The organism is Bradyrhizobium sp. USDA3010 (assembly GCF_056429065.1).
Map to the genome: position 1 here is coordinate 43868 of NZ_JBWJZD010000004.1, position 22008 is coordinate 65875.

Sequence of the window (22008 nt, forward strand, 5' to 3'; positions counted from 1 at the left end):
TTCAATTCACCAGCCGGCCATCGATCGGCGGCAGGAATTGGTCGTCGAAGATGTCGGCAGCGTGCGGCCGCTTCTGGAATTTGAAGTCCTCCGCGAGCTGGTCGAGCGATCGCTCGAAGCGCTCCGCCTCGATGCCGCCGAGGCCGTTGCGCTTCACCTCGCCGGTCACGATGTTGTCGCGGATGATGGCGCCCAGCCGCTCCAGCTCCAGGTCGCGCGAGCCGCCATCCATCCGGCTCACCACCTCGCTCGCCGCGCGGGCCGGGTCCTTGACCGCGAGGTTGGTGCCGCCGATCACCGCGCGCACGAAACCTTTCACCGCGTCCGGCTTCGCCGCGGCAAGGCGCGGGCTGACGATCACCGCAAAGCCATAGGCTACGCAGCCATAGTCGGCGAAGCGCAGCACCGCAAGGTCATCGGCGGGCACGCCGCGATCGCGCAGATTGATCGCCGAGAGATAGGAGAAGCCGGTCACGGCATCGATTTGGCCTGCGGAAAGCATCGGCTCGCGCACCGCCGCGCTGATCGTGCTCTGCTTCACGCTCGCGAGCTTGATGCCGTTCTGCTTGGCGACCGCGGGCCACAGCCGGATCGAAAGGTCGCCCTCGGCGACGCCAAGGTTCTTGCCCTGGATGTCGGTCAGCGCCTTGATGCCCCGGCTCTTGCGGGCAATGATCGCATAAGGCGCCTGGTTGAACAGCACGAACACCGCCTTGACGGCGGCAGCACCAGGCTTGTCGCGAAAGCGGATCAGCGCGTTGATGTCGACGAGGGCGAAATCGCTCGAGCCGTCGGCGACGCGCGCGATGGCGTCCGCCGAACTGGTGGCGACGTTGGTGCCGACCGCAAGGCCCTCGGCGCTGAACAGGCCGCCGGCCGACGCCATCACGAATGGGGCCGCGGCAGCATCAAGCGGCCGGTCGAGCGTGAACTGGATGGTGAGCGGCTGCGGCTCGCCGGCGTGCAGCGGCGTCAGGTCCGGCCACACGCCCCCCGAAAGGCCGATCATGCCAGCCAGTATCCAGCGGAGAACAGTGGTCCGACTTACCTGCATCCTGCCATCCGGGAGGCGAGACAAAGTGCCGCGCCGGCTGCGCCTGCTTCATGACATCGAATGCGCCAGGGCAGGGTGCAATTCAAGCATCAATTTCAAGCGTTATCTGCCGGCATCCTGCCCCAGGCAAGGTGAACGGCCGATGACTGCCATGATTTAACCCAAGGTTGTTCAGCTTGCATTCGGTTTGGGGAACCTAATCTAGAGGCAGTGGTTAGCTCACCAGGGCCCGTCGGGCTGGCTTCCACAAAGGATGACTGCAATGTTTGCGCGAAAGGGTGTTTTTTCGTCCATTGGCCGCGCAGCCACATTGGCAACGGTTGCCGCGGTGGCGTTGACGGCCGTTGAGCCGACGATGGCGTTCGCAGGCTCTGCTCCGGCGGGCAAGGCGGCCGCAGTGACCACATCGCACGGCATAAGCGGCGCGACCGATATCAGCGCCCGCCGTCGTTACTATGGCGGCGGTGGCGCGGCGGCCGCGGCTGCGTTCGCCGGCATCGTCGGCACGGGTCTGGCGATCGCCGCAGCCCAGAGCCGCCGCGACTATTACGACTCCTACGGCTACTATGGCGGCCCGGCCTATTACGATGGTGGTCCCGCCTATTATGGTGGTCCAGTCTACTACGGTGGCGGACCGTACTATGGTTACCACCACTATTACGGGCGCCGCTCGCAGCTGCCCTATACGCCGTACTGACGCCGCATCGGCGGTTCTCAGTACTGTCACAAAGCATCAATCCACCGGCTGCAAGGCCGGTGGATTTTTCGTTGTCGGCTCGCCCGTTAACGCGCTGGCGACACGTTTCGATTAGGCTCGTAGGATGAGTGATTCGATCGAGCGGCTTTACCAGGCGGTGATCGCGGCCAAGGATCTTGATCCGGCCATTTCGCGCACCGCACGGCTGTTCCAGCGTGGGCCGGCCAAGATGGCCAAGAAGCTCGCCGAGGAAGCGGTCGAGGTCGTGATCGACGCCGTCAGCGGCAAGCCGGACGCCGTTGTCCGCGAGAGCGCGGACCTGCTCTACAATCTCACCGTTCTGTGGGCATCGGCCGGCGTGAAGCCGGGGGATGTGTGGCGCGAGATGGAGCGGCGCGAGCGGCTGCTCGGGATCGCCGAGAAGCTGCCGAAGTCGCCCGTCAAGCTTCCCAAGACCGCGCCCGTCCCGGTGGTTCGGCGTCGAATTGTCGCGCTGGAGAACCGGCTGCGCAAACGGCAGTCGTAAATCAACCAAATTCGATCCATTCCCGGCATGGACAAATCCGCTCCATGATGGTTCATCGCGCCCATGTTGAAACGGATTTACGACTGGTGCGTTGCGGCGGCCGACAAGCCCTACGCACTCTGGATTCTCGCGGCCGTCGCCTTCGCCGAGAGCTCCTTCTTCCCGATCCCTCCTGACATCATGCTGCTGCCGATGTCGTTGGCGCGGCCGAAGCGGGCCTGGTGGTTCGCGGCCGTCTGCACCGTCGCGTCGGTCGCGGGCGGCGTGCTCGGCTACGCGATCGGCGCGCTGCTCTACGACTCGCTCGGGCAGTGGCTGATCCATCTCTATGGCCTCTCCGACAAGGTCGACGCGTTCCGCGCCTCCTATGCCGAGTGGGGTGCCGTGATCATCCTCGTGAAGGGGCTGACGCCGATCCCCTACAAGCTCGTGACGATCACGTCGGGCTTTGCCGGCTACAGCATCTGGCTGTTCATCCTGTGCTCGATCGTTGCACGCGGCGGCCGCTTCTTCTTTGTCGCGGTGCTGCTCAACCGCTATGGCGATGTCATCCGCGCCGAGCTCGAGAAGCGGCTCGGCCTGTGGGTCGCGATCGGCGCGATCGTGCTGGTGCTGGGCTTTGTTGTCGCATTCAAGCTGATCTGACCAAAGTTCTAGCTGTTCGCGTCTTTGTTCGCGGACGGCTTCGGACTACGGTCGCTGGGTTGGCTGATGGAATCGACGACCGGTGAATCTCGCGAGACTCAATCCCGCCAAGGCGTGCGTTGCGATGGCGGGCCTTGCGCTGTCGATGGCGCTGCCTGCGACCGACAGCGCACGGGCGCAGACTGCGCCGCCCGCGCTCGGCGTGCAGTCGCAGTCTGTTGAGTCTCAACCGCAACAGATCGAGCTGCCGCCGGCGCCGGTCGAGCGCGAGAATCCCGGGCTGATCAACGAAATCGGAAAGCTGTTCGAGAAGTCGAAGTCGGCACTGCCACAGCTGAAGAGCCCCGGCGAGACCATCAACGATCTGTCGAACATCGCGCGCCCCTCGACGATGGTGACCGGGCGCGCAGCCTGCGTGGTGGCCTCGAACGGCGCGCCGGACTGCAAGATCGGCGCCGACCGGCTGTGCCAGAGCAAGGGGTTCAAGGAGGGCAAGAGCATCGATACCGACGCCTCCGAGAAATACTCGCCGCTGGTCTATCTGCCGGGCCACAAGCGCGGACCGAATGACTGCAAGACGGAAAATTTCGTGACACGGGCGGTCTGCCAATAAAGGTGTCGAAACCGCGTCTGGGATGCCAGATGCGCCCGAAAGCACGGCATCCGGATGAGGTTTTGTCATCCTTTTTGCAGCGCCGTAACGCAATACTTGACACTGGAAAGATTGCCTTGTTGGTATGACGGTCAGCATTCGAGACCAACCAACTTGAGGATCCGCCGCCAATGTCCATGCCTGCTCTGTTCAAGGGCCGCCTGTCTCTTCCCGTGATCGGGGCACCGCTGTTCATCATCTCGGTGCCTGACCTCGTCATCGCTCAGTGCAAGGCCGGTGTGGTCGGCTCGTTTCCGTCGCTGAACGCGCGGCCGCCGGAACTGCTCGACGAATGGCTGTACCGGATCAAGGAAGAGCTCACCGCTTACGACAAGGCGCATCCGGAGCGGCCGTCAGCGCCGTTCGCGGTGAACCAGATCGTGCACAAGTCGAACAACCGGCTCGATCACGACATGGCACTTTGCGAGAAGCACAAGGTGCCGATGATCATCTCCTCGCTCGGCGCGCGCGAGGAGCTGAACCAGGCCGTCCATGGTTGGGGCGGCATCGTGTTCCACGACGTGATCAACCAGAAGTTCGCGCACAAGGCGATCGAGAAGGGCGCCGACGGCCTGATCCTGGTCGCGGCCGGCGCCGGCGGCCATGCCGGCACGCTGTCGCCGTTCCCGTTCGTGTCGGAGACGCGGCAGTGGTTCGACGGGCCGATCGCGCTGTCGGGCACCATCGCCAATGGCCGCGCCATTCGCGCGGCGCGCATCATCGGCGCCGACTTCGCCTATATCGGCTCCGCCTTCATCGCGACCAAAGAGGCGAACGCGGTCGAGGGCTACAAGAGCATGATCACCAATTCGTCCGCCGAGGACATCGTCTACTCCAATCTGTTCACCGGCGTGCACGGCAACTATTTGAAGCCGTCGATCGTCGCAGCCGGCATGGATCCGGAAAACCTGCCGACCTCCGATCCGTCGAAGATGAGCTTCGGCACCGATGCATCCGGCGAGCGCGCCAAGCCGAAGGCCTGGAAGGAGATCTGGGGCTCCGGCCAGGGCGTCGGCAGCATCTCCAAGGTGGTGCCAGCGGCCGAGCTGATCGCGCGCTTCAAGAAAGAGTATGACGAAGCAGTCGATCCGGCGCTTGGTTGATGGAGCCGATCTTTCGCGTTGACGGCGACCGCGTCGTCACCAGTCCCGATGCCGCGGGTCCATGGGACCCGCGGATGCAGCACGGTTCCGCGCCGGCCGCGCTGGTGGTGTGGGCCGCAGAAGCTATCCCCACGCCGGTGCCGATGCGGATCGCGCGGGTCACGATCGACCTGATGCGTCCGGTGCCGGTGGCGCCGCTGACGGTCTCGAGCGAGACCCTGCGCGACGGCCGCAAGATCCAGCTCTGCGGCGTCAGACTTCTCGCCGACGGCGTTCTCGTCGTCTCGGCCACCGTGCTCAAGATCAAGCAGCAGGCGGCCGAGCTGCCGCCGGATGTCGCGGCCCTTCCGGTCGATCTGCCGGGCCCCGACGAAAGCATCGTCGAGCCGGGCAACCTCGCGAACAGTCCGTTCGTGAAAAATATCTCGATGCGCGCCGCGCGCGGCCGCTTCGGCGTGCTGGGCCCGGGCGCGATCTGGTTCCGCGTCAACCAGCCGCTGATCGCGGGCGTCGCCGTTTCGCAGGCGATGCGTGCGGTGGTCGCCTCGGATTTCTCCAACGGCGTTTCGCCGGCGCTCGATTTCAGCCGGTGGACTTTCATCAACGCCGATCTCACCGTGAGCCTGGCGCGCGAGCCGGTCGGCGACTGGGTTCTGCTCGACAGCGAGTCCTGGATCGGGCCTGACGGCGCAGGGCTTGCGATGTCGCGGCTCGCCGACCAGCGCGGCTATTTCGGCCGGACCGTCCAGAGCCTCGTGATCGAGCGGCGCTAAAGCATGATCCGGAAAAGTGTGAAGCGGTTTTCCGAAAAGATCATGCTCAAACAAGAAGCTAAGGCGCGATGACGATTCAACCTGATCTCATCGCGCTTTAGCGCCGGACCGGTTTCAGCCGCTACGATGCAGAGAAGGGCAGCCCGCAGCGGCCGCCCTTGTGCAAAAATACCCCTGTGCCTCCGGAACGGTTGGCGGCACCAACGAGTTTTGGTCTCGTTAGGGGGTGTCATGACGCGCATCGATCTCGCCGCCGGTTTCCTGGCCAGGGCCGTCCGGCGGCCCCATGCGTTGCGGGTGGACGGTATCGGCGCTCCGGAGCGGCCTGGAGCGTCGCAGTGAAGCCCGGCCCGTCCTCGGAACGCGCGGTCATCCTCGCCGCGAGCGAGCGGGACGCCGTCAAGACCGCCCACCTGATCAAGGAAGCCGGCTACTACGCCAACATCTGCGGCGACCTTGCCGAGCTCGGGCACCAGGTCGCGAGCGGGGCGGGCCTTGCCATCATTGCCGATGAGGCGATCAGGACCGCCGACGTTGCCGGCCTGACGCGCTGGCTGAACGAGCAGCCGTCATGGTCGGATTTTCCCATCGTGCTGATGAGCGAGAAGGGCGGGCCCGAGCGCAATCCCGAAGCGGCGCGGCTCGGCCGCGCGCTCGGCAACGTCACCTTCATCGAGCGTCCGTTCCATCCGACCACGCTGGTGAGCCTGGTTGCCGCGGCGGTACGCGGCCGCCGCCGCCAGTACCAGACCCGCCAGATATTGGAAGACCTGACCGAGAGCGAAGACCTGTTGCAGACCGCGCTCGATGCCGGCCATCTCGGCGCGCTCGAACTTCATCTGCCGGATTTCGAGCTCGAGGCGTCGCCGACCTGCAAGACGTTCTTCGGGCGCAAGCCTCGCGATCCCTTCACCTATCAGGATCTGCTCGACGCGGTGCATCCCGATGACCGCGCCCGCCGCAGCGAAATCGTCGAGCAAACGCTGCGCACCGGCGCGGATTACCGGATCGAGTATCGCAACATCTGGCCCGACGGCACCCAGCACTGGGTCGATGTCCGCGCCCGCGCGGTGCGCCGGCCCGACGGCAGCATCCGATCACTGGTCGGGGTCTGCTCCGACATCACCGCGCGCAAGACCGCGGAGATCGAGCGCGAAGCGCTGCTGGCGCAGCTCGCCGCGGAGCGCACCGCGCTTGCCGAGCTCACCGCGACGCTGGAGCAGCGGGTCGAACAGCGCACCGCCGACCTGATGAAGGAGGTCGCCGCGCGCGAGCGGGCGCAGGAACAACTCCGCCATGCGCAGAAGATGGAGGCGATCGGCCAGCTCACCGGCGGCGTCGCGCACGACTTCAACAATCTGCTGATGGCCGTGATGGGCAATCTCGATCTGCTGCGCAAGCGGATGCCGGAGGACCCGCGCCTGCGCCGGCTGGTCGACGGCGCGTTGCAGGGCGCCGAGCGCGGTGCCTCGCTGACGCAGCGGCTATTGGCCTTCGCACGGCAGCAGGATCTGCGCGCGGTGCCGGTCGATCTCGGCGCGCTGGTGCGCGACATGAGCGAATTGCTCGAGCGCTCGCTCGGGCCGCGCATCACGCTGCGGCTCGACATCCCGGACGGACTGCCGCCGGCCTGCGTCGATACCAACCAGCTCGAGCTTGCGGTGCTCAACCTTGCGATCAACGCGCGCGATGCGATGCCGGATGGCGGCGTGATCGAAATCCGCCTCGCGGCCTGGCAGGTCAAAAACGATCAGGCCAGAAACGATCAGGTCGGGAGCGATCAGGTCAAGGGCGATCCCGCGCTGCAACCGGGCAACTACCTGAAGCTGTCGGTGGTCGACAGCGGCAGCGGCATGTCGCCGGACGTGCTGAAGCGGGCGATCGAGCCGTTCTTCTCGTCAAAGCCGGTGGGCAAGGGGACCGGGCTCGGCCTGTCGATGGTGCACGGGCTCGCGGTGCAGCTCGGCGGCACGCTGCAGCTGTCGAGCGCGGTCGGCAGGGGCACCACGGCCGTGCTGGTGCTGCCGGTCGCGACAACAGCGCCGGCGGTGGAGAGCCCGGCGCCTGCGGCACAGAAGGTCAAGCGCTCGGCGGTGATCCTGCTGGTCGACGACGATCCACTGATTGCGATGTCGACCATGGAGATGCTGGAGGACCTTGGCCATCGCGTGATCGGCGCCAATTCCGGACCGCACGCGCTCGATATCCTCCGGAGCGACCAGCAGATCGACCTGATGATGACCGATCACGTGATGCCCGGCATGACCGGCCTCGAACTGGCCGCGGCCTCGCGCGAGTTGCGCCCGCATCTCGTCGTCCTGCTCGCCACCGGCTATGCCGAACTGCCCGACGGCACCCAGGTCGACCTGCCGCGGCTGGCCAAGCCCTACCACCAGGATCAGCTGCGCGAGCGGCTCGATCAGCTGCTGGGGCAGGGGGGCGGTCAGCTCGCGGCCGCGACCGGCACCGACAGTCGCGCTGCGCCATCGACCCTCTCCCCGTCACCCTGAGGAGCCGCGCTTGCGCGGCGTCTCGAAGGGCGACGGCCCAGCTGTCGCCGCGGTAGACCGGGACGCACGCTGAAACATCGGGGCCGTTCATCCTTCAAGACGGCCGCTGCGCGGCCTCCTCAGGATGACGGGCTTCAGTTCGGCGAACATCACCCCACCATGCGGTCGCGGCCGGTCCAGAAGCGCGCTTTCAGCACCTTCTTGTCGACCTTGCCGACGCCGGTCATCGGCAGCTCCTTGACGAACTGGATCTGCTTCGGCGCGTGCGCCGAGCCCTTCTTTGCCTTCACGAGGCCAATCAGCTCGTCGGCGTTCGGCGTCGTGCCCTCGCGTGCCACCACGACGGCGGTGACGGCCTCGCCCCATTTGTCGTCGGGCACGCCGACCACGGCGACCATCGCGACGTCGGCGTGCTGCGACAGCACATCCTCGACTTCGCGTGGAAAGATGTTGAAGCCGCCGGAGACGATCATGTCCTTCTTGCGGTCGAGGATGAACATGTAGCCGCGCTCGTCCTTGCGGGCGATGTCGCCGGTGTGCAGCCAGCCGCTCTTCAGGGTCTCCGCCGTGATGTCGGGCCGCTTCCAGTATTCGGCCATCACATGCGTGGCGCGCACGCAGATCTCGCCGGCCTCGCCGGTCGCGACCTCCTGGTCGTCCTGATCGAGGATCTTCACCTGGCAGGCGGTGATCGGGAAGCCGCAGGACAGGAACAGCTCCGGCGTCTTCGGGTCATGGTCGGCCTTGCGCAGCACCGAGACCGGATAGCATTCGGTCTGGCCATAAAGCTGCGAGAACACCGGGCCGATGCGCTCGATGCCCTCGACCAGCCGGCTCGGCGACATCGCGGATGCGCCGTAGAGCAACAGCTCGAGCGAGGAGAGGTCGGTTTTGGGCAGCGCCGGATGATCCAGCATCACATAAATCATGGTCGGCACGAACAGCGTGAAGTTGATCTTCTCGCTCTCGATGGTCTTGAACACGGCCTCCGGATCGAACCCCTTCAGCATGTGCACGGTGCCGCCGCGCATCAGCGTCGGCAGCACCTTGGTGCCGGCGACATGGCTGATCGGCGCCACCGTCAGGTAACGCGGCGTCTCCGGAATCTCGAAGTCGGCAAGGATGGCGGCGGCGAAGCCGCCATATTCGCGGTGATAGCGCAGCGCGCCCTTGGATTTGCCGGTCGTGCCGCCGGTGTAGTTCAAGGTCGAGATGTCGTCCTCGCGGGCGAAGTTCTTCGCGGTCGCGCTGCCGGCATCCTCGACCACCTGCAACAGGTCGGCGCCGTAATCCGCCGGGCCGAGCGTGAACACTGTCTTCAGGCCGGCGGCCTTGGTGGCGAGCTCGCCGCCACGATCGCGAAACGTGATGCCGTCGACGATCAGCATCTCGGCTTCGGAGTCCTCGATCTGGAACAGCTGGTCGTCGAGCGAGCCGAGCGGGTGCAGCCAGGTGATCGCGAGCCGCGACAATTGCGCGGCGACGCCGGCGCACCAGCTGTCGGCGCGGTTGGCGGTGAGCAGCGCGACGCGGGTGCCCGGCGCAAAGCCGAGCCGCATGAACACGCTCTGCATCCGTCCAATCAAATCGGTCGCGCCCTGATAGCTGAGCGAGCCGCCCGGCCAGGCGAAGGCCGTGCGCGACGGATAGCGCGCCAGCGCCCGCAAGGTCTGCTCGCACACCGCCGGAAATGCATAGAGCGGATTGCTCATCTCGTTGTCCCTCCCGCTTTGCCTTTGGCTTCTCTCGTGCCAATGTTGGCGCAACGCTAACACAATGATGCAGGGAAGAAACAACTTGTCCGCTGATCCTCTCGCGCGTTTTCGCGATCGCCTCCGGTTGCCGCTGATTGCAGCGCCGATGTTTCTGGTGTCGGGTGTCGAGCTGGTGGTAGCGGCCTGCCGCAACGGCGTGATCGGATCGTTTCCGACGGTGAATTGCCGTGAGACGGAACAGCTTGATGCATGGCTCGGCGACATCGCGCGGCGCCTGCAAGTGCATGCCGACGCGAGTGGCAGAGCGGCGGCGCCGATCTGTCCGAACCTGATCGTGCACCGCTCCAACGCGCGGCTGGAGCAGGATCTCGCCGTGCTGTTGCGGCACAAGCCGGAGCTCGTGATCACCTCGGTCGGCTCGCCCGCGCCGGTGCTCGCCCCCTTGCACGATGCCGGCGCGCTGGTGTTCGCCGACGTCGCCTCGATCCGTCATGCCGAGCGCGCGGCAGCAGTCGGCGCCGACGGGCTCGTGTTGCTCACCGCGGGCGCCGGCGGGCAGACCGGCTGGCTCAATCCGTTCGTGTTCGTCCGCGCCGTGCGCGCATTCTTCGACGGCCCGATCGTGCTGGCCGGCGGCATCAGCGACGGCCACGCGCTGCGCGCCGCGGAGGCGCTCGGCTGCGATCTCGCCTATATGGGCACCAAGTTCATCGCGACGCGCGAGAGCATGGCGGACGCGAGATACAAGCAGATGCTGGTCGAGGCGACCGCCGACGACATCCTGCTCACGACGGCCTTCACAGGCCTGCAGACCAACATGCTGCGGCCCTCGATCGAGGCCGCCGGGCTCGATCCCGACGACCTGCCGACGCGCGGCGCGATCGACATCGGCAAGGACATCGACATCGGCGCCCGCGAAAGCCGCCCCAAACGCTGGCGCGACATCTGGAGCGGCGGTCATTCCACCTCAGGGGTGACCGGGGTGCTCGCGGTCGATGATCTGCTGGCCCAGACGATAGCCGAGTACGAGGTGGCGAGCGCGCGGGTGCGGCTCGTCTGACCCTTCAAGTCCCGCCTGTCCGCTTAACGCGGCATTAACCATGCCAGTCCCAACAATAGCGTCAGGGGATGGTCCGCCGCCGCGGCTGGCCGCCCGGCAGTTGTGGGAATGCGACATGGCTTTTGAGGCGCTCTTCGCCAGGGATTCGGCCAAGACCCCGGCATCGCTCGACGATCTCCGGACCCGCGTGTTCTACGCCCTGCAGCGGCATCCGCTGTGTCGTCAGGTCGAATTCGACATCGTCAGCACGCCGCGCACCCGCCGCACCAACTGGACGGTCAGTCTGCACTCGGTCCAGCCCGGTGCCCTCTGGACGGCGCACGAGATCGTAGCCGACATCCAGGAAGCCTATGAGCTTGACGCCGCAGCCTGATTTTCGGGCCGTTTCGGGACGATTTCACCTATTTGGCGCTGTCACGGCACGGTAACGCCGCATTTCTCGCGCAGTTTGCGGCAACACCGGCCGGGAATGGAGTAGTTTTTGACCAGAGCCATCACCCTCGCCGCGCTGACTTGCTTCCTCCTCGCCGGCGCCGCGATAACAGCCATTTTGGGCCGCGACAGCCTGCCCGCGGCGCAGGCCGACATTGGTCCGGTCGCCAATCGCGCCAGCAAGCAGGACAAGCTCGCGGTCACGACGCTCGCGACGGCCGCCTTCGAGGCGCCTCGGCCGGCCGAGCCTCCCGCCAGTCCGTCGCCGCTCCTGCTGCGGGCGCAAGCCGCGATCCCGGGCGCGACCGATACCGTGCGCCAGGCTTATGCCTCCGCCGAGCCTGCCGATATCGGCCTGCCGAAGATCAATGACTCCGTCGTTGCGGTCCAGCCGCAGATCGCCGAGCCCACCGCACCGGCGCCGGCCGCCCCCGCCGCGCTGCCGAAGCCCAAGGCGGCCGCCAAGCCGGCGCCGCAGAAGACCTACGCCCTGCTCAGCGACGCGCAGATCGCCGGCATCAAGGACCGGCTGAAGCTGTCGTCATCGCAGGAGTATTACTGGCCGGCGGTCGAGACTGCGCTGCGCGCCGTCGCGCGCAAGATCCACGCCAAGCGCCAGGGCGATCCCGCATCGGGAACCATGCCGATCGATCCCGACTCCGAGGAAGTCCAGCAGCTGAAGTCGGCGGCGATGCCGCTGCTGTTCCAGCTCCGCGAGGATCAGAAGAACGAGGTCCGCTCGCTGGCGCGCCTGATCGGCCTCGAACGCGTCGCCTCGATGATCTGAGCGCAAGGGTCGGCCGAGCCGACCTGCGGCCGACGAGTTCTAGAGCGTTTTCGAGCGAAGTGGACACCGGTTCGCGTGAAGAAAACGCGTCAAAACAACAATCTAGAGCTTCGGTTCTGATTCAATCAGAACCAAAGCTCTAGTGGGCTTCCAGCGGACGCAGCTTGTCCACCTTGCCCTGGGTTTCGACGAGCAGTTGCTTCATGAAGTCCTTGTTGCGCTTGAGCCATGGCTCCAGCGTCTGCCGTACATCGCCCGGCGACTTCTTCTCGATGGCCTGCGCAAGCCGGGTCTGAAACGTCCCCCAATCCTTGAACATCTCCTTCAAGAGCGCATCGTCGGAGATGTTGATCGTCGACTTGATGTCGCCGACGGTCTCGAGCTCGCGCATGTTGCCCTGTCGCAGGATCGAATCGAGGTTTTCCAGGCATTCGTGGTAGCGCTGCAGCAGATCGTCCCATCGCTTGGCGCTGAAGTCATCGTCCAGGTTCTCGACCGCGTTGTACAGCGGCTCGAGAAACGACCATCGGAAGCGCCGCGCCAGTCGCAGCAGGATCGAGAGGAAGACGATGTCCTTCGGCATGTTCTGCGCGACCATCAGTCTTGGATCCTCGCTGAATGGCGGCATCGGCACGAAGATGATGACGACCGAGAAAGGCGTGTTGTCGAGATATTCGAGCCGGGCGATGACCGGTTGATACAGCTTCAAATCGCGGAAGATCGGAGTGAGCACCTGCTCGCGGCTTCGCCGGCTGGCAATGTCCACGTCGGAAAACGAGTTCGCGATGTAGCTCGTCAACTCGTCGAGCCAGGCGCCGCTATCATACCGATTCTGTGCGCTGAGCAGGTCCTCCCAGTCGAGATCAGCTGTATCGGGGCCGGACAGCAGCGTGGTGGTGGCGGGATCCGCCTCCAGCCTGGCATCCGTCAGGAATCCCCGCGCACGGTCTGACGGCGGCAATGCCTTCAGCGCATCGGCCTTCTGCCGGAACGACAATTCGTCGCTGAACACGATGCGAGGCCGCAGACGAAACAGCTCTTCCGGGCGGGTGATCTGCATGAACTGCGCGTGCAGGTCCTTCACCGCCTCGTTGAAGTCGCGGGCGTGATTGGCGTTCAGTTTCGGCCGCAGCGGCACGGCACCGAAGGTCGGCCGCACGAACAGATCTTCGAGAAACCGCCGGACCTCGTCCTCGCCGATCCCGTAAAACTCGTTCTCCGCCAGCATCGGAAACGACGGCGAGCTGTCGACCGAGAACCACAGCACCTTTGACATGAGCTTCAACGCGCGCTTGTAGCCGTCGAACTGGGAAATCTCGGACGCGCACCAGGTCCAATTGTGCTCGGCATTGGTGTGGATGAAAATCAGGCAATCGGCCCTCGCCGTGTTGTCGATCATCCATTGCCGCCATTCGGCGCCGCCGGGAATCTCCTCGCACACAAAGCATTCCACCGAACGCTGACCGTCCAGGCTGCTGAGATACTCGAGCCGCGCCTTCAACAGGCGCGCGAGAAATCTGTCTTCGGCGCGATGGCTGATAAAGACCGAGAAATCATTGGGCATGGCAAAATCCGATCTGCATGAATTTGATGCGACGGCTGGCCGTGTCTCGTCGGCCGAATGCCGCGGCTGCATGTCTCGCCGCGGATCGAATAATAGCTCGTCTCTGAAATCTGCGATCGCCGGGCGCGAAAAAGAAAAACCGCCTGCCAGTGATGTATCTCACTATACCTTAGGGTGTGCCATGTGCAAGATACTCAGGGAACCGGCGCGCGATGCTTGTCCTGCTCCGGTGCGGACTGGCTAAAATTTTTCGAAACTCGGCTGATGTGTCGATTTGAACGCATCGCTTCATTTCATGGCCTGGCGCGGTTCGCGCCTGGACGCACGATCAATTGAGCCTTCGGCCATGATCGGTCGGCCGTATCGAGATCAGCAAAAGTCATAGTCGGGGCGCAATCATGCCGAAGACCAAGCAGCAGCATCTTGATCGTGACGCCGGACCGAAGCGGATATTGGCGCTCGACGGTGGCGGCATTCGCGGTATTTTGACGCTCGAATATCTGGCCGCGATTGAGACGCAGTTGCGCGAGCGGTACAAGAACAACGACCTGTTGCTGTGCGATTATTTCGATCTGATCGGCGGCACCTCGACCGGATCGATCATCGCAGCCGGACTGGCCTGCGGCATGACCGTCGACGCCCTGAAGAAGCTCTATCGCTCGATCGGCACGGACATCTTTCAGGAATCGTTCTGGCGGCGAGGGCTGCTGGCACCGAAATTCAATTCCGACGCCTTGCAGCGCGCGCTCGACGCGCAGCTCGGCGCCGACACCGTGATCGGCGGCGATCGCATCCGCACCGGCTTGATGATCATGACCAAGCGGCTCGATACCGGCAGTCCATGGCCGCTGCATAACAATCCGGACGCGGTCTTTGCCAAGCAGGACGGCGCGTTGCGGCTGACCCAAGTGGTGCGCGCCAGCACCGCGGCGCCAACCTATTTTAAACCGGAGGAGATCACGATCTCGGCGCGCGATGGTCACACGGTCAACGGCGCCTTCGTCGACGGCGGCGTCAGCCCGTTCAACGATCCGGCTCTGCAACTCCTGATGCTCGCGGCACTCCATGGCCACGGCTTTCGGTGGCACACGGGCAAGGACAAGCTGCTGCTGATCTCGGCGGGTACCGGCGTATTCAGGGCGACCTTCCCGACGGAGCAGATCCTTCACATGCCGGCGGCGGAGCAGGGTGTGCGCTCGCTGCAATCGCTCATGGACGATTGCAGCCGGCACAATCACGCCATGCTGCAATGGCTGACCAACTGCCTGACGCCGTGGCCGATCGATCGCGCGGTGACGGATATGATCGCGGACAGCCAGAACGGGCCGCAACTCGCGACCTATGCGCGGTACAACGTGCTGCTGGAAACGGCTTGGCTGAAGGAGAAGCTTCGCATCGATCGGACGCCGGACGCGCTTGCGAAGGCCGCAGCGATGGACGACCCGAAGAACATGGACGAACTCGCCGGGATCGGACAGCTCGCCGCGAAGGAGCAGGTCAGGCCGGAACATTTCCCACAGGCCTTCGATCTCACGTGATGCCGAGCGCAGCGGCGTCACAACGCGCGGATCCCGGCTTCGACAAGGAATTTGGCTTCAGTTAAGTTCGTCACCTGGACACAATGATCCAATCATGAGTCGAGGTGTCGCGATGGCCACGGAACAAGACGCCAAATCACCGAACACGGTGGTTCTCTTCAGCGGTCACATGATCGATGCGCCAGATCGAAAAACGCCACGCTTTCCGCCAGACAAGGAGCCCGCTGCGGCCGCTGCGATTGCCGCAGCGCTTGTGCGGGTCGGGGTCCGCGAAGGCGATCTTGCAATCTGCGGCGGGGCCTGCGGTGGCGATCTCCTGTTTGCGGAAGCCGCTCTCGCGCAGGGCATGCGGCTTGAGATCTACATTCCATTCGATGAGCCGACCTTCCTCGCCGGCTCGGTGGATTTCGCCGGCGGCAATTGGCGCGCGCGCTATTTCGCCGCGAAATCGAAGGCGACGCTCCACGTCATGCCCGAGGAGCTGGGGCCGCTGCCGGCCGGCGAGAACGCCTACGAGCGCGACAATCAGTGGATGCTGGCGCGCGCCGCCCGGTTCGGCGACGAGAAGATCGCCTTCGTCTGCCTGTGGAACGGCGAGGGCGGCGACGGCCCCGGCGGTGCGAAGCATCTGATGGAAGAGGCGGGGCGCAAGACGACCTGGATTTACTGGCTGGATACGAGAAAATTATGGGACTGAAGGAATTGCAAGATGCCGTCGTGTTTCATGATCATGCCTTACGGCCGCAAGCCGACCCAGGCCGACCCCAAGTTTGGTCCGGCCGAGATCGATTTCAACGCGCTCTGGGATCGGGCTTACGTTCCGGCGATCAAGGCCCTTGGCTATGATCCGGTGCGGGCCGATCAGGACACCAGCGCGTTGATCGTCAGCGAAATGCTGGAGCGGATCTACTTCGCCGATCTCGTGCTGGCCGACATGACGATTCCGAATGGCAACGTCTATTACGAGGTCGGCATTCGCCACGCATCACAGAAGACGGGATGCGTCCTGCTTGCGGCCGACTGGTCCAAGCAATTGTTCGACGTCGTCCAGATGCGGACCGTCCGCTACCCGCTGCCCGAAGGTGAGATCACCGAGGCGACCGCCGCCGCGATGCAGGCTGCCATCAAGGATCCTATCAAGACGCTCGCCGCCGGGATTTCGCCGATGCATCAGTCGATCCCGGGCTATCCCGACAAGGTCGATCCACGCAAGGCGACCGTGATGCGAGGTCAGCTCGCCGAGCAAGCCGCGTTTCAGACCAAGATACGCGCGGTGCGCGCGGCGGCCCCGGATCAGCGCATGGCGCGGGCCCAAGCGCTGATCGCGACCGAGGGAAGTCCGCCCGCCACTTATGCAAAGGCGCTAGCTTTGTTGCTGATGCTGCGCGACTGCGTCAACGATGCTGCCGACTGGAACATCGTGCTGGACTTTATTAGCAAGCTTCCCGACCGCTTCGCGAGCGAGCCAGAAGTGCAGGAAAATCGTGCATTTGCCGCGGCCCAGGCCGGCGACGACATTCAGGCCATTGCCGAGATCCAGACGTTGATCGATTTCGCGGGGCCGACGCCGGAACGGCTCGGCTTGATGGGGGGCCGCCACAAACGCCTCGCCAGAGCCGCACCGGCCGACTCCCCTCGCCGCAAGGAGGAGCTCGAGAAGGCGATCGACTGTTATCAGCAGGGTATGGAGCTCGATCTCAACGCCTATTATTGCTCCAGCAACTTGCCCCGTCTCTATCGTGCCCGGGGGAACCCGGGAGACGAGGATCTTGCGCAGGCCACCGTGCGGGTCGCGATTGCCGCCTGCGAGCGGGCCAGACGATTGCAGCTTGCCGACGAATGGCTGCGCCCGACGCAGCTTGCCGCGGCCTTTGATCTCGGTGATCCCGACAAGGCCGAGGAACTGGCAATGCAGGTGGTTGCCGAGGGGCAAGCCAAATGGAAAGTGGGCAGCGTCCTTCGCGACCTCGAAGCCAGTCTCCAATACGTCACCGACCCAGCAAAGCGCGCGCGATTGTCCGCCGTCATCGACAAGATCAAGACGGCCTGATCGCGCGCTCCGCCAGCATCCGCTCAACCAAGCCGCATCGACAGCTCGACATCTTCGCCGAACGGCACCGACAAATAGCCGCTCTCCGGCGAGCGTATCCGTGCCAGATAATCGGGGCTGTGGTCGGCATTGTCGGCGACGACGAAGGCGCCCGGCTTCAGTCGGCTCTCCACGAGATCGAGGATGTCGGGGTAGAGCGCCTTGGCGCCGTCGAGCAGCACGAGGTCGATCGTATCGGGCAGATCGGCGCGCAGCGTCTTCAGCGCGTCGCCCTCGCGGATCTCGACCAGGTCGTCAACGCCGCCGGCGACGAGATTGTCCCGGGCGCGCGCCACCTTGGACGGCTCGAATTCGGATGTGATCAGCCGGCCGCCGCCATTGTCGCGCAGCGCGGCGGCGAGATGCAGCGTCGAGATGCCGAACGAGGTGCCGAACTCGACGATGTTCCGCGCCCGCGTGCCGCGCGCCAGCATGTAGAGCAGCGTGCCGGTCTCGCGCGAGACCGCGAGCGGCACATTGTTCAGGCGGCCGTAGAGCGCGCGGTAGTCGGTCTTGCTCCGCATCAGGCGTGCCTGTTCCTCATCGGAAAGGTCGGCCACCGCGAGCTGGGTCTCCTCGTCAGCGGCGGAAGCTTGCGCGAACAGGCGGTCGAGCAGGCCCGCGATCTCAGGTGAAACGAGGGTGGTCATGTCGGTCTCCGGTCTGAAAGGCGGCGCGTTCTTGCGCCTCGCCAGAAATACGAATAATTATTCGCATTCGCTAATCGCATTCCCTGGGGCGTTCATGACCGGACGGCGAAGCTCTTCAATTTCCTCGCGAAAACAGCCGCAACAGGCCCGCTCGGCCGAGCTCGTCGCGGCGATCCTCGATGCCGCTGTTCAGGTTTTGACCAAGGAAGGCGCGCAGCGGTTCACCACGGCACGCGTAGCCGAGAGGGCCGGCGTCAGCGTCGGCTCGCTGTACCAGTATTTTCCGAACAAGGCGTCGATCCTGTTCCGGCTGCAGAGCGATGAGTGGCGACAGAACTCCAGCCTGCTCCGCAACATTCTCGCAGACCGCACGCGGCCGCCATTGCAGCGGTTGCGTTCGCTGGTGTACGCGTTCATCCGTTCCGAATGCGAGGAGGCCGCGGTGCGCGTCGCACTCAATGACGCCGCGCCGCTCTATCGCGACGCGCCCGAAGCCCGCGAGGCGCGTGCATCGGGCGAGCGCATCGTCGAGGTCTTCATGCGTGAGGCATTGCCGAAAGCTTCCGACGCGGTCCGCGCGACGGCCGGCGATCTGATCACGACCACGATGAGCACGGTGGGCAAGGATTTTTCAGAGAGCCCGCGAAGTCAGGCCGAGATCGAGGCCCATGCGGACGCAATGGCCGACATGTTCTGCGCGTATCTGAAGAGTGTCGCAAAGCGCTGAAACGCGCGCAGTAAATCCGGCCGTCGTTCACAGGTAGTGCTTGGCGACCAGCAGAAACCCGAGCACGCCGCCGGTCACAGTGAAAACGGCCACGCCATTGCAGAAACTGATGTAAGCGGCGGACCAATACGAAACGGTCTGAGAGGCCGTCGCAACTTTCTTCGGTTTCCGAGGCAAGCCATGCATTCCTGAAAAAGGCGCCGCCACCTGGTCAACGCAGGTGACGGCGCCCGTCTGAGGGCTTCAGGGCGAAACCCCGCGGCAGCGTAAGTCGCGATGATGAACGGTTCGTATATCGCGTCGAGGTTCCCTAAAACGAAGCGTAAGCGCTTCGGAACGCGATGGCGCCAGCCAATGAGCGCGGCCGCGTGCGCACGGCATGCCCGTCGTTGCCGCTCTGGACGATCCACTGGCCGTTCTCGTGGCCCACGATCTTGCCGACGTGGTGACGCCAGACCACGATCGCGCCGACCGAAGGGCCGCCTGCATTACTGCCGTATCGCGCCCAGGATCGCGCCAGATTGAATTGCGGGCCCGGATCGCTGCCGACCTGCGTGCGCATGAACCACCCACACCACGCAGCGGGGCGACCGGAATGTGCATGGTGTCGATGATGGTGATGACGGCCGCGAGCTTCAGCAGCAGATGAAGCGAAGGCCAAAAGCACGGCGACAGCCGCGAGAGTTTTACGCATTACAAAGTCCTCTTGTCGTTGGCAGGCCATCCTGATTGTGGGAGGGTCGCAGCGACGATCTGCGATTTGGTTGCGAAGCGACCGCACCGGCCAGGCGACGCAAAACAGAGGCGGGACATGGCCCGCTCGGGCCTTTAAGAAACGGGCTATGGCCAAAATATGGCCGATAAATCCCGTCTGGCGGCTGAGACATGGCCCGACATGCTCTCGCATAACTGGAAGAGCCGCGCACAGCGTTGATAGCGGCAGAATTGCTCCGAGAGCATGTTCCCGGGTACCGCGTCACGCAGAATCGGGTTAACAGAAGCGCCCCGCGGCAGACGGAGCTCCGCTTCGCTCAGAAGCCGCCGCAGATCGGACAGGGAGGGCCAGTTCGCTGGCAAGCAATCGTGAACCTCGAGCAGCGGCTGAACGAACTCAACATCGAGCTGCCGATATCGGCGGCGGCCGGCGGCGCCTACGCGCCGGTCGTGGTCCATGGCGACACGATCTATGTCAGCGGTCAGCTTCCGCGCGACGGCGACAAGGTGCATGTCGTCGGCCAGGTTGGCCGCGATGTCACACTGGAAGAAGCCAAGCGGGGTGCGCGGCTGGCGCTGATCCGCGGATTGGCCGCGATCAAGGCGCATCTGGGATCGCTCGACAATGTCACGCAAATCCTGAAGCTCGCCGTGTTCGTGCACAGCGCGGCGGATTTTAGCGGTCAGACCGCGGTCGCCGACGGCGCATCGGAGCTCATCATGGAGCTGTTCGGTCCGGAGCGGGGACTGCACACCAGGACGAGCGTTGGGGTCGCGCAGCTTCCGCGCAACGCATCGATCGAAGTCGAGTTGATCGCAGCGCTGGCGCGCTAGGCTGCAGCGGCGCCTTCTGCCTTCCGTGCCAATTTCGCGGAGCATCTGGGCCAGAAGCGTCTATGCATTGACGGCTTCTGAGCTTCGGGACGACACGCATGCCAACAAGCAGGCCCCTCGGTCGATCGTGTTCGATCGCGTTCGCCTTGCTTTGACGAGGCGATGCGAAACGGGCAGGGCGTTGGCCATTGCGCTGAACGTTCAGTAAAATGATCCACTAAACATCAGGCAGAGCCCCGCGCTGGGTGCTTTCCACGATCGGCGTTGGTGCACTGCAGCGATTATTCTGCTTACGATAGTGCAACCAGCCCTCTTGAGGTTCGCAAGAAAATCGGCTTGACGGGTTCCTGAATTTAGTAATACGTTTAGTATTACAAAAACGATAAACATCGCACATCGAGCTGATGTGTGGGAGGAGCCCCGCCATCCGGATCCCAACTTCCGGACGCGTTCAGTCTCGCTCTCCATCATCGCTCATCAACTCGGTTTCGAAGTCTCGGCGTCAATCCGGCAGGGATGCGCCGGGCGAGTTAGGTGCTTCAACGATACGGAGGAAATGGATATGCGAAGATTGGGATGGTTACGCAGTACGGTGGCGTCCGCGGTCGTTGCGACCGCTGCGGTTGGGGTTCTCGGCGGCGGGGAAGCCGCAGCACAAGGCAAGCAGCTCACGCTGTGCTGGGCGGCATGGGACCCGGCCAACGCGCTGGTCGAGCTGGGCAAGGACTTCACCAAGCAATCCGGCATCGAGATGAAATACGAGTTCGTCCCCTGGACGAGCTACGCCGATCGCTTCCTCAACGAGCTCAACTCGCACGGCAAGCTCTGCGACCTGATCATCGGCGACAGCCAATGGATCGGCGGTGCCGCCGAGAACAAATGGTACGTCAAGCTCAACGACTTCTTCGACAAGGAGAAGATCTCGATGGGCGATTTCGTCCCGGCGACCGTCGTCGGCTACTCGCAGTGGCCGAAGAACACGCCGAACTACTGGGCGCTGCCGGCCATGGCCGATGCGGTGGGCTGGACCTATCGCAAGGACTGGTTCTCGCGGCCCGAAATTCAATCCGCGTTCAAGGCCAAGTACGGCCGCGATCTGGCGCCGCCGAAGACCTATGACGAGCTGAAGCAGGTCGCAGAGTTCTTCCAGGGCCGCGAGATCGACGGCAAGAAGGTCTATGGCGCCTACATCTTCACCGAGCGCGGCTCGGAAGGCATCACGATGGGCGTGACCAACGTGCTCTACAATTACGGCTTCGCCTACGACAATCCGAAGAAGGCGTACCAGATGCAGGGCATCGTCAATTCCGCCGACGCGGCCAAGGGGCTCGAGTTCTACAAGGAGCTCTACAAGTGTTGCACGGCGCCGGGCATGACCAACGCCTACATGCAGGAAGGACTTGATGCCTTCAAGTCGGGCCAGGTTGCGATGCAGATGAACTGGTTCGCCTTCTTCCCCGGTCTCTACAAGGACCCGAACGTCGGCGGCGACAAGATCGGCTTCTTCGTCAACCCGGCAGGTCCCAATGGGCATTTCACGCAGCTCGGCGGGCAGGGCATCTCGGTGGTGGCAACCTCCGACCACAAGGACGACGCGCTCGCCTACATCAAATGGTTCGCGCAGCCCGCCGTGCAGCAGAAATGGTGGCAGATCGGCGGCTACTCGGCGCTCAAGGCGGTGGTCGATGCGCCCGACTTCCCGAAGAGCGCGGCGTTCGCGCCGCAATTCCTGGAGTCGATGGGCATCGTCAAGGACTTCTGGGCCGAGCCGTCCTACGCGCAGCTGCTGCTCGACATGCAGAAGCGGGTGCATGACTACGTCGTCGCCGACAAGGGCACGTCACAGCAGGCGCTCGATCTCCTGGTCAAGGATTGGACCAAGGTGTTCAAGGAGCAAGGCAAGGAAGTCGCCTCGCAATAGCGCCCGCCCGCACATCA

At 64.3% G+C, this 22008-nt stretch carries 21 protein-coding genes; 16 read left to right on the forward strand and 5 right to left on the reverse strand.

The window, feature by feature from the left end; genetic code table 11:
* Position 1: 1 nt before the first annotated feature.
* Entirely contained in the window at positions 2-1009 is a 1008-nt protein-coding gene (locus AC066Y_RS08155) for an ABC transporter substrate-binding protein (protein WP_478273423.1), read from the reverse strand.
* A gap of 307 nt (positions 1010-1316) precedes the next feature.
* Here AC066Y_RS08155 and AC066Y_RS08160 point away from each other — a divergent pair, with 307 nt between their 5' ends.
* The 7 genes from AC066Y_RS08160 to AC066Y_RS08190 all read left to right on the forward strand — a co-directional run bounded on the left by AC066Y_RS08160 (position 1317) and on the right by AC066Y_RS08190 (position 7960).
* The gene (locus tag AC066Y_RS08160) at positions 1317-1751 is read left to right on the forward strand and encodes a hypothetical protein (RefSeq protein WP_478273424.1); all 435 of its coding nucleotides are present in this window, start codon (positions 1317-1319) and stop codon (positions 1749-1751) included.
* A gap of 124 nt (positions 1752-1875) precedes the next feature.
* Complete coding sequence (gene hisE, locus AC066Y_RS08165; RefSeq protein ID WP_478273425.1) at positions 1876-2277, forward strand: phosphoribosyl-ATP diphosphatase; 402 nt, start codon at positions 1876-1878, stop codon at positions 2275-2277.
* A 63-nt stretch (positions 2278-2340) separates the two neighbouring features.
* Positions 2341-2922, forward strand: a complete 582-nt coding sequence (locus AC066Y_RS08170) for a YqaA family protein (protein WP_478273426.1) — start codon at positions 2341-2343, stop codon at positions 2920-2922.
* Positions 2923-3046: 124 nt separating this feature from the next.
* Positions 3047-3535 carry a hypothetical protein gene (locus AC066Y_RS08175; protein WP_478273727.1) on the forward strand — a complete coding sequence of 163 codons (489 nt, stop codon included), beginning with the start codon at positions 3047-3049 and terminating at the stop codon, positions 3533-3535.
* A gap of 170 nt (positions 3536-3705) precedes the next feature.
* A complete protein-coding gene (locus tag AC066Y_RS08180) occupies positions 3706-4677 on the forward strand; it encodes an NAD(P)H-dependent flavin oxidoreductase (protein ID WP_478273427.1) in 972 nt (323 codons plus the stop codon).
* On the forward strand, positions 4677-5450 hold the full coding sequence (locus tag AC066Y_RS08185; protein WP_478273428.1) for a thioesterase family protein: 774 nt from the start codon (positions 4677-4679) through the stop codon (positions 5448-5450). Before AC066Y_RS08180 ends, AC066Y_RS08185 begins: the two co-directional genes overlap by 1 nt.
* Before the next feature lie 338 nt (positions 5451-5788).
* Positions 5789-7960, forward strand: coding sequence for an ATP-binding protein (locus AC066Y_RS08190; protein ID WP_478273429.1), 2172 nt, complete (start codon positions 5789-5791; stop codon positions 7958-7960).
* Between the two features lie 149 nt (positions 7961-8109).
* Here AC066Y_RS08190 and AC066Y_RS08195 read toward each other — a convergent pair whose 3' ends face one another.
* Positions 8110-9672 (reverse strand): AMP-binding protein, encoded by a 1563-nt coding sequence (locus AC066Y_RS08195; protein WP_478273430.1) that lies wholly within the window; start codon positions 9670-9672, stop codon positions 8110-8112.
* Positions 9673-9736: 64 nt separating this feature from the next.
* On the opposite strand from AC066Y_RS08195, the gene AC066Y_RS08200 reads away from it, so the two are divergent.
* The 3 genes from AC066Y_RS08200 to AC066Y_RS08210 all read left to right on the forward strand — a co-directional run bounded on the left by AC066Y_RS08200 (position 9737) and on the right by AC066Y_RS08210 (position 11954).
* Positions 9737-10735 carry an NAD(P)H-dependent flavin oxidoreductase gene (locus AC066Y_RS08200; protein WP_478273431.1) on the forward strand — a complete coding sequence of 333 codons (999 nt, stop codon included), beginning with the start codon at positions 9737-9739 and terminating at the stop codon, positions 10733-10735.
* Positions 10736-10850: 115 nt separating this feature from the next.
* On the forward strand, positions 10851-11108 hold the full coding sequence (locus tag AC066Y_RS08205; RefSeq protein WP_212314100.1) for a hypothetical protein: 258 nt from the start codon (positions 10851-10853) through the stop codon (positions 11106-11108).
* 108 nt (positions 11109-11216) lie between these two features.
* On the forward strand, positions 11217-11954 hold the full coding sequence (locus AC066Y_RS08210) for a hypothetical protein (protein ID WP_478273432.1): 738 nt from the start codon (positions 11217-11219) through the stop codon (positions 11952-11954).
* A gap of 139 nt (positions 11955-12093) precedes the next feature.
* Here the strand turns inward: AC066Y_RS08210 and AC066Y_RS08215 are convergent, their stop codons facing one another.
* Complete coding sequence (locus AC066Y_RS08215) at positions 12094-13518, reverse strand: toll/interleukin-1 receptor domain-containing protein (RefSeq protein WP_478273433.1); 1425 nt, start codon at positions 13516-13518, stop codon at positions 12094-12096.
* Between the two features lie 398 nt (positions 13519-13916).
* Here AC066Y_RS08215 and AC066Y_RS08220 point away from each other — a divergent pair, with 398 nt between their 5' ends.
* From AC066Y_RS08220 to AC066Y_RS08230, 3 genes are all read left to right on the forward strand, one after another.
* On the forward strand, positions 13917-15056 hold the full coding sequence (locus AC066Y_RS08220; RefSeq protein WP_478273434.1) for a patatin-like phospholipase family protein: 1140 nt from the start codon (positions 13917-13919) through the stop codon (positions 15054-15056).
* A 112-nt stretch (positions 15057-15168) separates the two neighbouring features.
* Positions 15169-15753: a hypothetical protein gene (locus tag AC066Y_RS08225; protein ID WP_478273435.1), complete on the forward strand. Its 585-nt coding sequence runs from the start codon at positions 15169-15171 to the stop codon at positions 15751-15753.
* Positions 15754-15765: 12 nt separating this feature from the next.
* Positions 15766-17106 carry a TRAFs-binding domain-containing protein gene (locus AC066Y_RS08230; RefSeq protein ID WP_478273436.1) on the forward strand — a complete coding sequence of 447 codons (1341 nt, stop codon included), beginning with the start codon at positions 15766-15768 and terminating at the stop codon, positions 17104-17106.
* Between the two features lie 23 nt (positions 17107-17129).
* Here the strand turns inward: AC066Y_RS08230 and AC066Y_RS08235 are convergent, their stop codons facing one another.
* Positions 17130-17795 (reverse strand): O-methyltransferase, encoded by a 666-nt coding sequence (locus tag AC066Y_RS08235; protein WP_478273437.1) that lies wholly within the window; start codon positions 17793-17795, stop codon positions 17130-17132.
* A 94-nt stretch (positions 17796-17889) separates the two neighbouring features.
* Between AC066Y_RS08235 and AC066Y_RS08240 the strand changes: the two genes are divergently transcribed.
* Positions 17890-18522, forward strand: coding sequence for a TetR/AcrR family transcriptional regulator (locus AC066Y_RS08240; RefSeq protein ID WP_478273438.1), 633 nt, complete (start codon positions 17890-17892; stop codon positions 18520-18522).
* 310 nt (positions 18523-18832) lie between these two features.
* Here the strand turns inward: AC066Y_RS08240 and AC066Y_RS08245 are convergent, their stop codons facing one another.
* Positions 18833-19216, reverse strand: a complete 384-nt coding sequence (locus tag AC066Y_RS08245) for a C40 family peptidase (RefSeq protein WP_478273439.1) — start codon at positions 19214-19216, stop codon at positions 18833-18835.
* A 389-nt stretch (positions 19217-19605) separates the two neighbouring features.
* On the opposite strand from AC066Y_RS08245, the gene AC066Y_RS08250 reads away from it, so the two are divergent.
* Both AC066Y_RS08250 and AC066Y_RS08255 read left to right on the forward strand, forming a co-directional pair.
* Positions 19606-20070, forward strand: a complete 465-nt coding sequence (locus AC066Y_RS08250; protein ID WP_478273440.1) for a RidA family protein — start codon at positions 19606-19608, stop codon at positions 20068-20070.
* A gap of 562 nt (positions 20071-20632) precedes the next feature.
* A complete protein-coding gene (locus tag AC066Y_RS08255; protein WP_478273441.1) occupies positions 20633-21991 on the forward strand; it encodes an ABC transporter substrate-binding protein in 1359 nt (452 codons plus the stop codon).
* The last annotated feature ends 17 nt before the right edge of the window (positions 21992-22008 follow it).

What these genes read in the sequence shown, in the direction of transcription:
- AC066Y_RS08155 (WP_478273423.1), bottom strand. Translation starts at nt 1,009, where the DNA reads ATGATCGGCCTTTCGGGGGGCGTGTGGCCGGACCTGACGCCGCTGCAC.
- AC066Y_RS08160 (WP_478273424.1), top strand. Translation starts at nt 1,317, where the DNA reads ATGTTTGCGCGAAAGGGTGTTTTTTCGTCCATTGGCCGCGCAGCCACA.
- hisE (WP_478273425.1), top strand. Translation starts at nt 1,876, where the DNA reads ATGAGTGATTCGATCGAGCGGCTTTACCAGGCGGTGATCGCGGCCAAG.
- AC066Y_RS08170 (WP_478273426.1), top strand. Translation starts at nt 2,341, where the DNA reads ATGTTGAAACGGATTTACGACTGGTGCGTTGCGGCGGCCGACAAGCCC.
- AC066Y_RS08175 (WP_478273727.1), top strand. Translation starts at nt 3,047, where the DNA reads ATGGCGGGCCTTGCGCTGTCGATGGCGCTGCCTGCGACCGACAGCGCA.
- AC066Y_RS08180 (WP_478273427.1), top strand. Translation starts at nt 3,706, where the DNA reads ATGTCCATGCCTGCTCTGTTCAAGGGCCGCCTGTCTCTTCCCGTGATC.
- AC066Y_RS08185 (WP_478273428.1), top strand. Translation starts at nt 4,677, where the DNA reads ATGGAGCCGATCTTTCGCGTTGACGGCGACCGCGTCGTCACCAGTCCC.
- AC066Y_RS08195 (WP_478273430.1), bottom strand. Translation starts at nt 9,672, where the DNA reads ATGAGCAATCCGCTCTATGCATTTCCGGCGGTGTGCGAGCAGACCTTG.
- AC066Y_RS08200 (WP_478273431.1), top strand. Translation starts at nt 9,737, where the DNA reads ATGATGCAGGGAAGAAACAACTTGTCCGCTGATCCTCTCGCGCGTTTT.
- AC066Y_RS08205 (WP_212314100.1), top strand. Translation starts at nt 10,851, where the DNA reads ATGGCTTTTGAGGCGCTCTTCGCCAGGGATTCGGCCAAGACCCCGGCA.
- AC066Y_RS08215 (WP_478273433.1), bottom strand. Translation starts at nt 13,518, where the DNA reads ATGCCCAATGATTTCTCGGTCTTTATCAGCCATCGCGCCGAAGACAGA.
- AC066Y_RS08220 (WP_478273434.1), top strand. Translation starts at nt 13,917, where the DNA reads ATGCCGAAGACCAAGCAGCAGCATCTTGATCGTGACGCCGGACCGAAG.
- AC066Y_RS08225 (WP_478273435.1), top strand. Translation starts at nt 15,169, where the DNA reads ATGGCCACGGAACAAGACGCCAAATCACCGAACACGGTGGTTCTCTTC.
- AC066Y_RS08230 (WP_478273436.1), top strand. Translation starts at nt 15,766, where the DNA reads ATGCCGTCGTGTTTCATGATCATGCCTTACGGCCGCAAGCCGACCCAG.
- AC066Y_RS08235 (WP_478273437.1), bottom strand. Translation starts at nt 17,795, where the DNA reads ATGACCACCCTCGTTTCACCTGAGATCGCGGGCCTGCTCGACCGCCTG.
- AC066Y_RS08240 (WP_478273438.1), top strand. Translation starts at nt 17,890, where the DNA reads ATGACCGGACGGCGAAGCTCTTCAATTTCCTCGCGAAAACAGCCGCAA.
- AC066Y_RS08245 (WP_478273439.1), bottom strand. Translation starts at nt 19,216, where the DNA reads ATGCGTAAAACTCTCGCGGCTGTCGCCGTGCTTTTGGCCTTCGCTTCA.
- AC066Y_RS08255 (WP_478273441.1), top strand. Translation starts at nt 20,633, where the DNA reads ATGCGAAGATTGGGATGGTTACGCAGTACGGTGGCGTCCGCGGTCGTT.